The organism is Salinispira sp. (assembly GCF_059431795.1).
In genome coordinates this window covers 20007-35575 of record NZ_JBXWXS010000013.1, presented here as the reverse complement: position 1 = coordinate 35575, position 15569 = coordinate 20007, and the positions used below count along the sequence as shown (strand labels likewise).

The following is a 15569-nucleotide window of genomic DNA, read 5'->3' as shown; positions in this document are numbered from 1 at the left end:
TCGGGCTCAGTATCCTGATCCTCCGGAATCTGAGCCGGTAAGGATTGCAGCGGTTGCACTGGCGCCGATCCTGTCCGCACCGGCATCGATCAGTTCAAGGGTGAACTCCCGGTTACGGATTCCGCCGCTGGCCTTCACCCCGAGAATGCTGCCGCCCACTTCCCGCATAAGCTTCACTGCATGAACGCTGGCACCCCCGGAGGCAAACCCGGTTGAGGTTTTAATGAACCAGGCCCCGGCCCAGCCGGCAATAAAGGAGGCTTGTACTATTTCTTCATCGCTCAGTTCTGAGGTTTCAAGAATCACCTTTACCAGCCTGCCGTCGGCAGCCCGAACAACCTTGCGGATATCCTCATACACATGGAGAAAATCTCCGTCTTTCAGAAAGCCCAGGGCAATTACCATATCGATCTCGTCCGCCCCTTCACGTATGGCCTGTACCGTCTCGGCCACCTTTGCTTCGGTGGCATCGTATCCCCAGGGAAATCCCACCACGGTACACAGTTTCACCGGACTGTCCTTCAGCCTCAGGGCGGCCCGGGGAAGACGGCTGGATGGTATGCACACCGAAAACGGTTCATATTCAAGAGCTTCATCGTATAGCTTTTCATATTCTTCCCTGCCCGCAGCCTGCTTCAGCTGGGTGTGGTCAAAATAGCTTTTCAATTCCCGTTTCCCGCCGCTATGCTGGGGTTCGGGGCAGGGAAAAGCACCGGGAAGAGACACTCCCCTGGAGGCAAAATAGCTTCGTAATTGTTCTTCGATTTTTTGAATATTCATAAATGCTCCTTCATGCATGTAGGTCATTGGGCCATTTGGCACCCACAGCTGTTCTCATAGACCGGTCGGACAGCTATTCGATTAGAGCGGCCGGAGAGCTGTTCCCGTAGAGCAGCCGGAGCTGTCCCGGAGGTTTCCACGAGCCGCCTGCAGGCGAATTCCACGGCTCAGCCGCCGCCCTTCCCCGGCGATGGTTCTGCCAGGGGGTGATATTTTGTATGATAATCCTGCAAGTCGTCCCTGTCCACATGGGTGTAGATCTGTGTGGTGCTGATATCCGCATGTCCCAACAAGGTCTGCACTGAGCGGAGATCCGCTCCCCCCTCCAGCAGATGGGTGGCGAAGCTGTGCCTCAGGGTGTGGACTTTGGCGGAGATCCCCGCACGCTGGCTTATTTCCTTGAATTTCTTCCACATCCCTTTCCGGGAAAGTTTGCCGCCGAAGTGATTCAGGAATACAAAGCGTTCGCTCCGTTGTGCATTATACAGCTTGCTGCGTCCCTGGTGAATATATCGGTGGATCCAGTATGCGGCTTCCTCCCCCATGGGGACAATCCGCTCCTTATCGCCCTTGCCTCTCACCCGAATAAGGGACTCATCCATATGCACCCTTTCCAGGGTCAAATCCACCGCCTCGGAAATGCGCAGCCCGCAGGAGTAGATCAGCTCGAACAGACAACGGTCCCGCAGCCCCAATGGCGATTCGGTATCGATCTGTTCCAGAATCAGTTCAACTTCCTCCACGCTCAGAACCCCGGGGAGAGTCCGGGGTATACGGGGCATTTCAAGACTCAGACAGGGGTTGGACGATACTTCCTGTTCTTTCATGAGATAAAAAAAGAATTGGCGCAGGGCGGAAATAATTTTGGCCACAGTGCGGTCATCCACTCCGGCTTTACGGCGTAGAACAAGATACTCCTGAATCACCGCCTCGTCGCAGCCATTCAGCATTCTGCCTCTGGCCGTGAGAAATTTCAGGAAATTCCGGATCTCCCGACCGTAGGTCTCAACCGTTCGGTCCGCAAGCTGGAGTTCGAATTTGAGATGATCTATAAAAAATTGTCCCGGGTCCATCTTCTGTTCTCCGCCCCTCCCGCCGAGGGAGGCCCCGGATCAATCCCGGTTTTTATTCCGCTGATGCCTGATGTACGCCGGAATGTCCAGTTCATCGTCATTGTACAGACGGGATGTGTCTCCCCCTGGCTCCGGTGCCGGTCGAGAATCGCTTTTCCCGGTCATTTTATTCCAATCGTTCAAACTGATGTAGGCGGAGCTTCCGCTCTGGTTCTCAGCGGGTGCTTCTTCCTCCACCGTCTGTTCAACTGCTGCCGGGCGGATTGCCCCGCTTCGACTGCTGCTCTGATAGAACCCGGTTGCAATCACCGTGACTTTCAATTCTTCTCCAAGACGCTCGTCCACCCCGGTACCGGCAATAACCAGAGCATCGTCATCGGCATTTGCGGTGATAATGTCCATCACTTCCTGATACTCGTTGAGGGCGAAGTTGCTTCCTCCGGATACATTCACCAAAAGGCCTTTGGCACCTTCAATGTTCGCATCTTCCAGAAGCGGATTATTGATGGCATTGGTGGCTGCATCCACGGCCCGGTTCGCGCCGGTTCCGATTCCGATGCCCATAATAGCGTCACCCTTACCCATCATGATGGTGCGCACATCCGCAAAGTCGATATTTATATCACCTTCCTGGGTTATAAGGTCGGATATACCCTGTACGCCCTGCCGGAGCACATCATCGGCCACCAGAAATGCCTGCCTTATGGGGGTGTTTTTTTCCACGATGCTCAGCAGATGCTGGTTGGGTATGGTGATAAGGGTGTCCACGTGCTCTCTCAGCTTGTCGATGCCGCCCTGGGCTATTTTCTGCTTCCGCAATCCCTCAAAATGGAAGGGTTTGGTCACAACCGCAACGGTGAGTATTCCCAGTTCCTTGGCGATCTGGGCAATAACAGGAGCGGCTCCTGTGCCGGTGCCCCCGCCCATCCCGGCGGTAATAAACACCATATCGGAACCACCCAGAAGCTCACGGATACGCTCGGTGTCTTCAATGGCGGCATGTTCACCCACTTCGGGATTTCCGCCGGCACCCAGACCGCCGGTGAGTTTCTGCCCCAGGGCAACCTGGATCTTGGACATGCTTCCGTGAAGCGCCTGCTGGTCTGTATTCATGGCAATAAAATTGACATCCAGCAGGCCCGTTTCAATCATGCGGTTAACGGCATTGCTTCCGCCGCCGCCCACTCCCACAACGGTAATTACCGTCGGGCTGGTTCCGCTGCGGATGTGGGCATCGCCCGTGGTCTGAGGCTCTGCCGCGGGGTCCCCGGTTGCGGCATTATCCTCTAGTATGTGTAACTTCATATTCCCCTCCCGAAATATGCTGAGGCCGGCTGCAGTCCGACCCTCCATGGCAAAAAGGCTGTTTCGTTCGCCCTATGTTCTTATTCTATCCTGTTTTCATTCCAAAATCTAGAGCGGATTTCAAAACCGACGTTTTGAAAGACCTACTCAAGACAGAGGAAAACCTCTGTATCACAAAAGCTCCGTTATTCAAAGAAATTGCGCAGCCATTGCTTCAGCCCGCCTCCTTTTCGACTCCTGGTATCCCGGATAACCGGTCCCTGAAGCAGCGCCTGCTGAGCCCCCTGGAGAACCAGCCCGTAGGCCGTACTCCTGTCTGGGCGGCATACCTCACGGCTGAGACCGTTCACGCCGAAGGGCTCGGCCATGCGAACAGCAGTAGGAAAAATACTTTGAGCCAACTCCACGGTTCCAGGCAGCATGGCGCCGCCGCCGCTGAGCACAACTCCGCCAAGACTCTGCCAGGCAGTGAACCCCGCCTCACTCTCCACACGCTTTTTAATCATTTCAAAAATCTCTGTCATTCTGGGCTGAATATACGAACAAATGGTATTTCTGTCGGTAGAGAGGGGCGGCCGGCCTCCGACTCCCGGGATAATCACCGGTTCGCCCCCTTCCTCCACCACTGCTTCGAGACAGAATCCGTCCCGAATCTTAATCTTTTCCGCTTCTTCAAAGGGTATCTTTAAGATGATGCCGATGTCGGAACTGACTTCCTTCCCGCCCAGAGGAAGCACTGATGTGTAATGAGGGGCTCCGTTCAAATAGAGCATGATGTCGGTGGTTCCCCCGCCGATATTGATAAACAGTGTACCGATCTCTTTCTCCTCGGGAGTCAGAGATGCCCTGGAAGCTGCCAGGGATTCGTACATCATTTCACTTACCTTCAGGCCGGCCCGGTTGATGCATTTAATTAAGTTCTGTGCGGCGGTAATGGATGCGGTAATAAGATGAACCTCTGCCTCCAGACGGACTCCGATCATATCTCTGGGATCCTTGACCCCCCGCTGTTCGTCAACCAGATATTCCTGGGGCAAGAGATGAATGATTTCCCGGTCCATGGGAAGAACCACTGCCCGCGCGGCTTCCATGACCCGGTCCACATCGTTTTGGGTGATTTCCCGGCCCTTGCTGTTTACCGCAACAACCCCCCGGGAATTGATCCCTTCGATATGGGGGCCGGCAATGCTTGCCACCACGGATTCAACTTCCCGCCCGGCCATTTGCTCGGCCTGCTCCACCGCTTCCAGCACCGATTTCTGGGTGGCTTCGATATTAATAACCACGCCCTTGCGCAGGCCGTTGGAGGGGCTCACTCCTACCCCGAGAATTTCCAGCTCTTCGTTTTCGTTGTATTCCCCGATAATCGCACACACCCGTGTGGTGCCGATATCCAGGCCTACTATTGGATCACTCCAGGCCATACTCTCCCCTCTCATTGCTGTATATCACGTCACCGGTCCTGAAATCAATCTCGTCAATTCCTTCGAGGCCTCTATCCTTCAACATATCCAGGGTCTTGAGCATAAACAGTGTACGCTCCGCATCGAGCCCCATGGCTGCCCGGAGCTTCACGTGCATATGTACGGGAATCAGCACCCATTCGTATATCCCCGGATACACTTCATCCATTCGCAATTCGCTGAACGCCCTGAGAACCTGAGGGGACTCGTTCATAATGGCATGTACGTCTTCCAGCATTCTCTGCTGAGCTGTGTTCAGCTGTACCCCCGGCTCGGTCTGTTCAAGCTCTATACCATGGATAACCGGAAGCTCCCAGTTACGGATTTCTTTTCCACTGCGGAAGATAACCCCTTGGGAATCCACTGCGGCGGGAACCACACCCCGTTCAGTCTGGAGCATTAGTATGGCCATCTCTTCTCTCTGGCGGATCCGGACTCCCAATGAATCGGGAAAGATGCGTTCAACTTCTGCTTCCAGTACCTCCGGGAGGGCCTGTAGCCGGGACTGGATATCCGCTTCACTCAGGCGGTAGAAAGCGTCTCCGGTGGAAAAGCCTCCTGCCTGTTCAACTTCCTTCATTGTCATGGTCAAATCGCTGTCCAGCTGCACATGTTTCAACTCAAGACTCGGTGCAATGAGCACATGGAACACCAGCTCAAGTACCAGTACCCCAAGCAGGAGGATGATCAAAATATTAAGGACTCTCCGGATCATTTGAGCCCGATTGAAATTGTTCTTTTTTCGCCCCCCGTTCAACTCTTCTGACGCTCCCGGTCGTTCCGAACCGGTCTCTCCAGAAAAATCCCGGGAACCCGGATTTCCGGAATACTGCTGGCCGGAGGATATACGATCTGCAAAATTATCATAGCGGTACTCGGATCCCGGGCGTCCGTGCGGAACAGTATGACCTGAGAGATAATCAGCCATAGGCGTACTCCCGGGTTTCAGCTTCATTTTCCTCTATTCCGCTTCTTTGCATTGAAAGCTTCAAAAGCAGTCCGGACAGAATCATGGTAATCAGAAGGTACGACCCGCCTGAGGCAAAAAACGGCATAGGAATCCCGGTTGCGGGAATCATCCCGGAAACAACGGCCATATTCACACCGGCCTGGAGCACCAGTGCGGAAGTGATTCCATAGGCCAACAGACCGTACATGGGATTCTGCTGCTCGGTGGCAATCCGGTATCCCCGCCAGGCGAGAAGAGCAAACAGAAGAATCACTCCGCTCACCCCCAAAAAGCCCAGCTCTTCACCAAGCACTGCAAACACAAAATCCGATTGGGCTTCCGGCAGACCGCCCAGCTTGCGTATTCCCTGACCGATTCCCATTCCCCAAAATCCGCCGTTGCGGAGAGCTGAGAGGGAGGCTAAAACCTGATACCCGGCTCCGCTGGGGTCTTTTTCAGGTTCAAGAAAAGAAATAAGCCGGATCACCCGGTGTTCCCTGCTGAGCAGAAGAATTACTCCAAGGGGAATCACCACCATCCCCAGTGCAATAAAATGGCGCATTCTCACCCCGGCAATATAAAACATGGTTAATCCGATAAACCCCAGAAACATGGCCGATGAGAAGTCATTCTGAAGATAAATCAGGGCCACAAAAAGCAGGACGATTATAAACGGGGGAAGTAAACTATTGACCACATCGTCAAGGCGGTCCTGCTTTTTTCCCAAAATATAGGCAAGATATACAATGAGGGTGAGTTTCACCAATTCCGCCGGTTGAAAGGTGTAGCCTGCCAGCTGAATCCAACGCCTGGCTCCCAGGTACTCCACACCGACTCCGGGAATAAAGGTGAGCAGCATGAGAGCGATGGAGAGAAAAATCATTGGTGGAATCAGCTTTGTCAGGAAATTCATGGGAATGGTCAACACCATAAGCCCGGCTAAAACCCCCAGGCCCGCATATATAGATTGACTGCGGATAAAATGATAGGGATCATTGAACAGGAAATCGGCCCGGTAATAGGAGGCGGAAAACAGCATCGAGAGACCAATCCCCAGGAGTAATAAGATGGAGGCAAGGAGAATTACATCTATTCCCCTGGATTGCTTGGGTATTTTTTCCGCCTGAAATCCCTGTGCCATACGTTTTGCCGTTTCTCCTATTGGATTTTCAGCGTGGATAATCCGAGGATGGCAAAAAGGCCTCCCAGAATCCAAAACCGCTGTACAACCTTAGTCTCCGCCCATCCCTTCAGCTCAAAATGGTGATGCAGTGGAGCCATGAGGAACACCCGTTTCCTCCTCATCTTGTAACTGAGCACCTGAATTATGACCGTAAGGGTTTCCAGCACAAATACGCCCCCTACTATGACCAGAAGCAATTCCTTCTTGATCATTATGGACATAACCCCAAGGGTGCCTCCGAGCATCAGACTGCCCGTATCTCCCATGAACACCTCTGCGGGATTGCTGTTGTACCACAGAAAGCCCACAGATGCTCCAACCATGGCGAAGGCGAGAATAGTGATCTCCTCAGCTCCGGCCAAATAGGGAATTGAAAGATACTGGGAAAAATCCACCCGGCCTGTGAGGTAGGCAATTGCACCGAATGTCAGCCCCACCATAATACTCAAGCCGGTTGCCAGGCCGTCCAGACCGTCGGTAAGGTTCACAGCATTGGTGAAACCCACCAGCCAAAACACGCCGAAGGGAATGAACAAAACGCCCAGATCCAGCACCGCATTTTTTACCATGGGTACATAGAGCAGCGTTGTAAACTCATGCCGGTTAAAGTAAAGCAGTAACATGATGGCGGTACTCACCAGCAGCTGCCCGGCCATTTTCACATGGGAGGGGAGCCCGCTCTTCTTGCCCATATACACCTTGATATAATCATCAATAAAGCCCACTGCCCCGAACCCGAGTATCGCCAGCTGGCTCACCCATGTATACAGATTCCGGGGATCCATCCACAACAGCACAGAAAAGGAGGTGGAGAAAATAATCATCACCCCTCCCATAGTAGGCGTACCTGTCTTGCTAACATGGGATTGGGGACCGTCGCCACGGATCTCCTCACCTATGTGGCGCCTCTTGAGCAAATCGATAATCTGATGGCCGAACAAAAAGGTGATCAGCAAACTGGTGACCGCAGCGTATGCGGAGCGAAAGGTTATGTACTGAAAAATGTTAAACGGAGTAAAGTACTCCACCAAAGGATACAAAAACTCTTTAAACACCGGGCGTTCCTCCTGATTCCCGTTCTTGTTCCAGGCCCGGCAGGAAGGGGATGACCCGTTCCAGCTCCATTCCCCTGGAACCTTTTAAAAGTATGGCGCTCCCGGAACGAATCTTCGAGCCGCACAGCTCTTTCATACCTTCAATATTTTCGGCGGCGTGCAGCGGCATGTGGACAGAACTTCCCAGCTGATCAGCCGCCCGGGTAAAATGTTCTCCCAGGAGCAAAACAGCGGCGGGGGAAAATTCCAGAGCGTGGGCAAGCACGTTCCGGTGATGCTCCTCGCTGTATTCCCCCAGTTCAAGCATATCCCCGAGAATCAAAACAAGATCCTTGTTATCTGCTATCTGCGCCGCCTGCTCAATGGCCGCAAACATGGAGTCGGCATTGGCGTTGTAACTGTCATCTATCAACACGGAACTGCCCCGGAGAATATTCCCCCGGCCCTTGGGCAGCTCGAACGCTTCCAGGCCCTGCTGAATTTCTTCATCTTCAAGTCCCAGTTCCCGGGCCAAAGCAATAACCCCTGCGGCATTGTGCAGCATATGCCTGCCGCTGAATGGCAGGGTAAACTCCCCGCCCTCATAGCTAATCCTGGTACTCATGGCACTCTGCTCCCTGATGCTGAAACCGTGTTGCTCACCCAGCCCGTAATACAGGATCTTTTGTTTCAGAGGATGCCTTTTTAAATAATTCATGACATAAGGATCATCGTCGGGCAGCACTGCAAGACCATCCCGGGGCATGGAGGAAAAAATCTGGAATTTTTGCTCAGCTATTCCCTCCCTGCTGCCAATATTACCGATATGGGCAGTTCCGATGTTTGTGATCAACCCGGCGTTTGGCACCACAAGACGAGACAAGGTTTCCATTTCCCCCTTCTCGCTCATCGCCATTTCCAGAACAATGAAATCGTTCTCCTGAGGAACCCGGGCCATGAGAACCGGAAGTCCGATCACGGAGTTGTAATTACCCCGTTCACTGAAACAACGGCCATTTTGGGACAACAGCGCTGCCAGGAGATCTTTCGTGCCGGTCTTGCCGTTGCTCCCGGTAATACCGATACGCAGACCGCTGCTCAGCCCTAATACGGCGGAGCCGGCGGCTTGCAGACAGGCAAGGGGCTGCTCCACGCTAACAAACACCACCGTGCTGTGCTCTTCAGACAATTCTGAGGCAAGGACCAGCGGGCTTTCATCGCAATGCTCTCCCAGACCGGCGGCCTCCAAGAGACTCTGTTGATGGTTGTCAAAATAATGCCGTTCCAGAACAACCGCCCGGGCGCCGGCTTCGATTGCCTGTGGAATGTAGGAATGCCCGTTTACCCGTTCACCCCGCAGGGCAAAAAAAACCGTCCCCGGAGTTACCCGCCGGCTGTCCAGGATAAAGTTTCTCCACCCAGGGTCTTGTTTCACCTTCCGGATAAATTCATCCTGTGATAATGCAACCGGGTACCCGGCCATACTCCCCTCCCAAGGAAACCCCTGAGCCACCGGCTCCATGGTGCGCCGGAAACATCAGAGATCTTCATCTATAACCGTAAGTTGATCTTTTCCGGACATCTCCATTCCCAGCTTCCGGGCCTGGGTAATAATACGCCCCGGGGACCGCAGAATGGATATACCGGTAATCAACCGTTTATTTCGTTCTATGGTTTCCTCTTGAACTTCCTTCAATGCCTCAACCCGGTTTTCCAGAGCAAAGTATTGGTGGGAAAACCATACATTGGCGAACATCAACAGAGGCACCGCAATAATAAGCAGCCCTAAAAACAGTTTCAACAGCCGTGAACTCATGCATCATGCCTTGAATCCCGGAGTTTCTCAAGAACCCGCAATCGGGCGCTCCGGGACGGGGGGTTCTGTTTTACCTCCTGTTCGCCCGCGGTTACTCCCTTACGCACAGGCAGACGAACAAGGGGTTTCCCCCCACATTCACACATCGGCACTTCCGGGGGACAAATACAGGACTTTGCCCACTCTTTCATCCGATGCTTCACAATCCGGTCCTCCAGACTGTGAAAACTGATAATCCCCATACGGCCGCCGGGCTCCAGATGCCGGAATGCATCTTTCATTGCCGGTTCAATCCTCTCAAGCTCGGCATTTGCATAAATCCGTAGAGCCTGAAAGCTTCTGGTGGCGGCATGGATTTTTCCGTAGCGATACGCAGCAGGCACCGATGTCTCAATTATTCCCGCAAGCTGCAGCGAAGATCCAATTGGAGACTCATTGCGGGCCCGGATAATAGCAGCTGCAATTCGCCGGCCGTAGCGTTCCTCTCCGAAATCATAGAGAAGCTGGCGCAGTTCATCTTCCGAAATACGCTCAAGAATTTCCTGTACCGACCGGCCCCTTTGGGGATTAAGCCGCATATCCAGCGGTTCATCCCGGTGGAAAGAAAACCCCCGGCCGCTTTCGTTGTAATGGAATATGGAGATTCCGAGATCGAAGAGAATCCGGTGTGCAGGTTCTTCCAGGGGATAATCCCGGAAAAACTCATCGAAAAATCCGTTGTAAAACGTGGTTCGATCCTTATAGGGTTCAAGCCTGCGTTTCGCCTTTGCCTGAATTGCCGCATCTGTATCGATACCAACCAATGTGATCCCGGAAAAGGATTCAAGAATACGCTCCGAATGCCCGCCTTCTCCCAGGGTGCAATCAATAAATATTCCGTTCTTCCGCGCCGGCGCAAGATATTCGACCACCTCATCCGCCAGAACCGAAGTATGCTGAATGTCCATGATTACCCCTTTTCAGAAGGAGACGAACCCTCCCAGTTCTTCGGCAGCCTCCCTGAATTCTTCCTCAGTGTCTTCAAAATACCGCTGATACTCCTCCATATCCCATATTTCAAGATATTTCTCAATGCCCAGTACCATACACTCCCGCTTCAACCCTGCAGATTCTGCAAGGGTGGGAGGAATATTCAAACGCCCCGCCTTATCCAGCTCAATTTCTTGAGCGGGAGCGATAATCCTCCGCTGGAGCAATCTGGCCCGCTTTTGGAATGGACTGGCCGCTTCCATAAGACTGGCGGAAAGATTTCTCCACTCTTCCGGGCTGAACAGCCAAAGACAGCGATCCACACCTCTGGTGATAACCAGCGAGTTTCCAGGAATTCCGCTTCGGAGTTTTGCGGGTATCAGGAGGCGTCCTTTTTCATCAAGACTGTTTCTATATTCCCCCGTAAGCACCTAACTCTCCCACTTTTTACCTATTTCTCCCACAAATTACCACTTCTTTTATACTACGACAATAAATTCATATGTCAAGGAAGTAGACAGAAAATTTCCATTTCATGCAAAATTCACCCACAGGAACGCTCATTATCCGTTGAGTACCTTTCTCTCGCCGGCGCAGTGCAGATTTTGGAAAATCCGGAACAAGCATTTCCAGGGTGTTTAAAATACAAAAGGCTGTCCGCAGAACGTAGCGGACAGCCTTTTTCAATGGTATGCTAACATGGTCAGGAGATGGGATAGTGCAATATGGTTGGAAAGAAGAAACCTGAAAACATTATTTCACAACACGGTCAGTGACAACATAGGGATGCCCCAAACGACCATTATCCCGTTCCAGCCGCGCAGCGAAGGTAAGGTAGTCAATATCCGGAAAAATATTATTCTTACGTTCAATTGTTGTCAGCCATTCGGTTCCCAGATTGCCCTGCCCCAGTGCTTCGTATATATAATAAAAATTCCCGATGTGTTCCCGAATGCGCGCCTGTGCGTACTCCTCGGAAACCCCTGAGCGCATAATTACCGACCAGTCGATGGTCTGTGCCAGGAGAACCTCTCTAGCCGCCTGGTTCAATGCTCTCCGCTTTAAACCTGTGACTTCCGGAAATCGTTCAACCAGTTCCTGCATATGCTCAATGGCCGAATGGAGATGGCGATAAATCCAGTCATTGGGTCCGCTCAGCCAAACTTCCGCATAGCCCTTGTTGCCCCAGCTGGAGAACACAGGACTCAGCTTCTGCTGCTTCGGGTTGGTATCGATATATGCGGAAGGGGTGCCCATGTGTAAATCCGTGCAGGCTGGGGACTGAATACCCCGAATAACCTCTTCCAGCCAAGCCACGCCTTCGAACCACCAGTGACCGAACAGCTCGGCTGAAAACGGTGTGGTGATCACCGGCTCCTGGTCCATGAGACCGGAAACTTTCCGGACACGGTTCTCCAGTGTAAAGATAAAATTCTCCGCGTGCTCACTCACCTTTTCCTGTGCTTCTTCCGGATTATAGGGCAGCTTATGATCTGTTTCTCCGGTAATCGCATAATACTTGTACCCGGTGTTCACCCGGATTTCTTCCAGATGGATATAAGGCTTAATGTACTCGAAATCCAGATCGTGCCCGATATCCCGGTAGAAGTCCCGGTACGCGAATTCACCCGGATAGCCGTCTATGTCGGACCAGACCCGATTCACCGAAGATATGTCCCGGGGGAAGGCATACAGACCGCCGGGAGTTTCAACCGGTGCATAGGTACCCGATTTGGGACAATTATCGGCAAACAGAATTCCATGAGCGGCGGTATAAAAATATTCTATGCCGTGTTCTCTCAAATGTTTCTCAAGACCGGGATAATATCCGCACTCGGGAAGCCATATTCCCCGTGATGCCTTATTAAAAATCTTCTGATGACTATCCAGGGCTGCTTCAAGATGGGCATGGATGTTCGCGGGATACTGCTCGTAAAACGGTAGGAACGGATATGTGCCCGGACTGGTGATAATCTCAATATTCCCCTTCTTCTGATGGTAATCAAAACCGTTGAGAATATTATGGTGGACCTGATTCTCAAAAACATCCAGGTTTCGCCGGTAAATCTCAAGATACATGGCGGCAAGCCGGGAGAACTCTTCTTCTTTCCGGGTTCGCTCAACTTCTTTTTCACCCAGCTCGATCAGTTTTTTCAGATATCCCACATATCGCTTTTGGAGCAATTCATCTTCAAGCATGGCGGTAAGGCTGGGAGAAAAACTGATGGTTATTCCGGGGACAACACCATCCGCATCGAGACGGTCAAGCATGAGCAGCAGAGGTGTATACGACTCGGAAATTGCTTCGAACAGCCATGTTTCTTCCAAAAAGCTTTCATGCTCCGGATGACGGATAAACGGAAGATGAGCATGGAGTAATAACTGTATATTTCCCATATTTTTAAACTCCTGATGTGCAGGCTGTGGAATACTCCCTGCGTGCACCGCTGCTGCAGATCAATTATCGGTCCCGCTGCTTTCCAGAACCTCTACGATTTTTCGGGGTGCCCCCTCATAGGAACTGACGCCCAAATCCTCAATTCCGGACATGGCCAGGAGCACTTCTGTTTCACGACTGCTGATGTTTTCCAAATTCGCGCTGAAGCTGCCGCCCGGAACCCTGATAACTCCGGAGGAAGCCAGTACCTCACGGTTCTCGACATATTCCGCAGCCAACTCAACCATATAGGAGGTGTGTTTTCTGGGAAGGTTAATATACCAGTTATTATCAGAAAGTTTCACGGGTATTTCCATCTGAACCGGTTCCACCAGCTGGGTGTCTCCGGAAGGACCGGTGGAATATTCATCCTGTATTTCAGCAAGTATGATGACAAAAAAGCGAAAATCAGTGCGCTGCACAATTCGGGATCTGTCCTGATTGGATATATCCCAGTAGGTATACGCCCATTCCGGGTCCCGGAGCATGAGCATAATTCGTGTCACATTGTATTGATCCGGAAACTGGAAGTAACTGCTTTCGTCTTCAATCTTTCGCCCAAAGAACTCTTCAATGCTGAGAAAGTGTTTTTGATGATATTGTACAGGATGAGCGTCGCCCTGACGCTGCTCCTGACGCACTTCTTCGAGGACTTCGTAAATCTGCTCTTCCAGCTCCTGGCGCTGTAGGTTGCTGAGCTGATCCGTATTCTCTTCATTCAGTTGCAGATCATCCAGTACGTCCATGGAAAACGTCTCTGCAAGTTTGAAAAGATCACCATTACTTAAATTCGATATCCGTTCTCTAGTCATATACCCCTGGTTCCATTTAGGAAACTAATGGGCATCCTAGGAAAATCGGCGAATTGTGTCAAGATACCCGGCGCCCCATTACCATTACAACATCTCCATAACCTGTAATACGCGCGATTCTATCTACACTTTTCTTGATCCAGGAAGGTGCCATACCCGCGGGTACCCCGCCCCAGGTCTTCCAGCGAAGAGGCTGGAAGCCATGGCGCTGCAAGAGGGTGCGAAGTTCCTTCAAGTTAAAGAGATGAGTATGATCTGCAATGGCTGAACGCCAGTGAGCTCCCATCAGCCGAGCCTGGAAGCTTCTGGTATTCGGAGTGGTGATCACCACATGCCCTCCGGGACGGGTAATTCGCCCTATTTCGGCAAGGAAGGTATTAATATCAAACAGATGTTCGATTACGTGGGAAAAATGCACCAAATCATATTTATCTGCGGGAAGTCGGGCCTGTTCAAGGGTTTGGGTATGAATCTCAACCCCCCGGTGTCGGATTCCGTAATCCGCAGCCGGAACACACACCTCCAACCCTTCGGCCTGCCACCCCCGCTCCTTCAGATATTTTACCAGTACCCCGGTTGCACATCCCACATCCAACGCACTGGGAGCAGATCCCCCCGATGAGAAGAGTTCACGTTCCAGGGAGAATATTCCAGCATCCCGAAGGCCATAGCGCATGAGATTAAAAAATATCTGCCCGTTCTCAATTTCATACTCCTTGTACTCCTCATCATAGCGGTTAAGTAAATGATCAGGATCGGGCATCGGGTTCTGATAAATGTGAGAACACAGCCTGCAGCGTGAGAACAGGTGGGTTCCGCAATCCCAATGGGGTTCCACATGTGTATTGCTGCAGACCGGGCAACTCACTGTTGAATACTTTTCATCCGCTGCAGGTACGGTACTGAAGGTCTTATAGCTGTTTTTATTGAGCCCCAGGAGCTCCGCCATCGATGGTAAACTCATATGCCTGTGATAACCCCTTTGCATCTTCCAAATACACTTCAATGATATTTTTTCCCGGCCGAAGGGAAATGGATATCGACCGGGCATCCCCTGACTCACCGGGGGATAACTTAATCCCCCCATCATCTTCCACGAAGTAAGAGTTCCCCTTAATATACTGAAGCTGTCCGTTCACGTACAACCTGACGGAAAATAGACGGCTCACATCATTCCATTCAAACCTGCCGTCAGCAATATCCAGACTCAGAAGATACTCCCCGTTGGGAATGTCAGCTCTTCGATACCAGGACCACAATTCTATTGCCGACTGCTCTGTGTTGGCCGACTGCCCTGCGTTACCGGATTGTTCTGCGTTGGCCGACTCCACGGCATTGTTCGGTGAATCGGCTGGCTGAAAAATAAGTCGGCGTAACGATGGAGGGGCATTGCCCTCCGGGTTGGGCATAAAGATTTCGGGATTGATCACCTGCCGCCGCCGGTTATCAATAATCAGATAAATCAGCGGCTTTCTCAGCTCACTCCAGTTGTTCATGAACAGCGTGGGCAATCGGGGGGAATCCGGATCCAGTTCCTCTTCATTGAGATTTCCATATACGTGCACATATCCCTGCCGGTCAGCATGAGCCTGTATATGGCCCAGCCCGTTGGGCAGTTTTCCCTGGAATACTATTGGAGAGTCACTACTGCGGGAAAAGCCCTCTGCCGTATTCAGCGCAAGAAACGGTGCCGGGCGACCTGAGGTGAGAGGACTTTGAGTACTGGCAAATTCCGTCACTACCTCCAC

At 52.0% G+C, this 15569-nt stretch carries 15 protein-coding genes; all 15 read right to left on the bottom strand.

What is annotated here, in order from left to right; all coding sequences use genetic code 11:
- Positions 1-6: 6 nt before the first annotated feature.
- Positions 7-780, bottom strand: a complete 774-nt coding sequence (deoC, locus tag AC52PS_RS03830) for a deoxyribose-phosphate aldolase (RefSeq protein WP_495561716.1) — start codon at positions 778-780, stop codon at positions 7-9.
- Between the two features lie 167 nt (positions 781-947).
- The gene (gene xerD / locus AC52PS_RS03825) at positions 948-1853 is read right to left on the bottom strand and encodes a site-specific tyrosine recombinase XerD (protein ID WP_495561715.1); all 906 of its coding nucleotides are present in this window, start codon (positions 1851-1853) and stop codon (positions 948-950) included.
- A gap of 39 nt (positions 1854-1892) precedes the next feature.
- Positions 1893-3158 (bottom strand): cell division protein FtsZ, encoded by a 1266-nt coding sequence (gene ftsZ / locus AC52PS_RS03820; RefSeq protein ID WP_495561714.1) that lies wholly within the window; start codon positions 3156-3158, stop codon positions 1893-1895.
- A 185-nt stretch (positions 3159-3343) separates the two neighbouring features.
- Positions 3344-4582, bottom strand: a complete 1239-nt coding sequence (ftsA, locus tag AC52PS_RS03815; RefSeq protein ID WP_495561713.1) for a cell division protein FtsA — start codon at positions 4580-4582, stop codon at positions 3344-3346.
- On the bottom strand, positions 4569-5549 hold the full coding sequence (locus tag AC52PS_RS03810) for a cell division protein FtsQ/DivIB (protein ID WP_495561712.1): 981 nt from the start codon (positions 5547-5549) through the stop codon (positions 4569-4571). The genes ftsA and AC52PS_RS03810 overlap by 14 nt, the downstream gene beginning before the upstream one ends.
- Positions 5542-6711, bottom strand: coding sequence for a putative lipid II flippase FtsW (gene ftsW, locus AC52PS_RS03805; protein ID WP_495561711.1), 1170 nt, complete (start codon positions 6709-6711; stop codon positions 5542-5544). Before ftsW ends, AC52PS_RS03810 begins: the two co-directional genes overlap by 8 nt.
- A 17-nt stretch (positions 6712-6728) precedes the next feature.
- Positions 6729-7808: a phospho-N-acetylmuramoyl-pentapeptide-transferase gene (gene mraY / locus AC52PS_RS03800; protein ID WP_495561710.1), complete on the bottom strand. Its 1080-nt coding sequence runs from the start codon at positions 7806-7808 to the stop codon at positions 6729-6731.
- Positions 7801-9270 carry a UDP-N-acetylmuramoyl-tripeptide--D-alanyl-D-alanine ligase gene (locus tag AC52PS_RS03795; protein ID WP_495561709.1) on the bottom strand — a complete coding sequence of 490 codons (1470 nt, stop codon included), beginning with the start codon at positions 9268-9270 and terminating at the stop codon, positions 7801-7803. The genes mraY and AC52PS_RS03795 overlap by 8 nt, the downstream gene beginning before the upstream one ends.
- 54 nt (positions 9271-9324) lie before the next feature.
- Positions 9325-9603, bottom strand: a complete 279-nt coding sequence (locus tag AC52PS_RS03790; RefSeq protein ID WP_495561708.1) for a hypothetical protein — start codon at positions 9601-9603, stop codon at positions 9325-9327.
- Positions 9600-10550, bottom strand: coding sequence for a 16S rRNA (cytosine(1402)-N(4))-methyltransferase RsmH (gene rsmH / locus AC52PS_RS03785; protein ID WP_495561707.1), 951 nt, complete (start codon positions 10548-10550; stop codon positions 9600-9602). Before rsmH ends, AC52PS_RS03790 begins: the two co-directional genes overlap by 4 nt.
- 12 nt (positions 10551-10562) lie before the next feature.
- Positions 10563-11003 carry a division/cell wall cluster transcriptional repressor MraZ gene (gene mraZ / locus AC52PS_RS03780; protein WP_495561706.1) on the bottom strand — a complete coding sequence of 147 codons (441 nt, stop codon included), beginning with the start codon at positions 11001-11003 and terminating at the stop codon, positions 10563-10565.
- A 322-nt stretch (positions 11004-11325) separates the two neighbouring features.
- Positions 11326-12969 (bottom strand): glycoside hydrolase family 57 protein, encoded by a 1644-nt coding sequence (locus AC52PS_RS03775; RefSeq protein ID WP_495561705.1) that lies wholly within the window; start codon positions 12967-12969, stop codon positions 11326-11328.
- Positions 12970-13029: 60 nt separating this feature from the next.
- On the bottom strand, positions 13030-13821 hold the full coding sequence (locus tag AC52PS_RS03770) for a DUF4912 domain-containing protein (RefSeq protein ID WP_495561704.1): 792 nt from the start codon (positions 13819-13821) through the stop codon (positions 13030-13032).
- A 58-nt stretch (positions 13822-13879) separates the two neighbouring features.
- Positions 13880-14785, bottom strand: a complete 906-nt coding sequence (locus AC52PS_RS03765; RefSeq protein WP_495561703.1) for a class I SAM-dependent methyltransferase — start codon at positions 14783-14785, stop codon at positions 13880-13882.
- A complete protein-coding gene (locus tag AC52PS_RS03760) occupies positions 14745-15560 on the bottom strand; it encodes a hypothetical protein (protein ID WP_495561702.1) in 816 nt (271 codons plus the stop codon). Before AC52PS_RS03760 ends, AC52PS_RS03765 begins: the two co-directional genes overlap by 41 nt.
- Between the last annotated feature and the right edge of the window lie 9 nt (positions 15561-15569).

Bases quoted from the DNA above. Each gene is read 5' to 3' on its own strand.
- deoC (WP_495561716.1), bottom strand. From the start codon at position 780: ATGAATATTCAAAAAATCGAAGAACAATTACGAAGCTATTTTGCCTCC.
- xerD (WP_495561715.1), bottom strand. From the start codon at position 1,853: ATGGACCCGGGACAATTTTTTATAGATCATCTCAAATTCGAACTCCAG.
- ftsZ (WP_495561714.1), bottom strand. From the start codon at position 3,158: ATGAAGTTACACATACTAGAGGATAATGCCGCAACCGGGGACCCCGCG.
- ftsA (WP_495561713.1), bottom strand. From the start codon at position 4,582: ATGGCCTGGAGTGATCCAATAGTAGGCCTGGATATCGGCACCACACGG.
- AC52PS_RS03810 (WP_495561712.1), bottom strand. From the start codon at position 5,549: ATGGCTGATTATCTCTCAGGTCATACTGTTCCGCACGGACGCCCGGGA.
- ftsW (WP_495561711.1), bottom strand. From the start codon at position 6,711: ATGGCACAGGGATTTCAGGCGGAAAAAATACCCAAGCAATCCAGGGGA.
- AC52PS_RS03795 (WP_495561709.1), bottom strand. From the start codon at position 9,270: ATGGCCGGGTACCCGGTTGCATTATCACAGGATGAATTTATCCGGAAG.
- AC52PS_RS03790 (WP_495561708.1), bottom strand. From the start codon at position 9,603: ATGAGTTCACGGCTGTTGAAACTGTTTTTAGGGCTGCTTATTATTGCG.
- rsmH (WP_495561707.1), bottom strand. From the start codon at position 10,550: ATGGACATTCAGCATACTTCGGTTCTGGCGGATGAGGTGGTCGAATAT.
- AC52PS_RS03775 (WP_495561705.1), bottom strand. From the start codon at position 12,969: ATGGGAAATATACAGTTATTACTCCATGCTCATCTTCCGTTTATCCGT.
- AC52PS_RS03770 (WP_495561704.1), bottom strand. From the start codon at position 13,821: ATGACTAGAGAACGGATATCGAATTTAAGTAATGGTGATCTTTTCAAA.
- AC52PS_RS03765 (WP_495561703.1), bottom strand. From the start codon at position 14,785: ATGAGTTTACCATCGATGGCGGAGCTCCTGGGGCTCAATAAAAACAGC.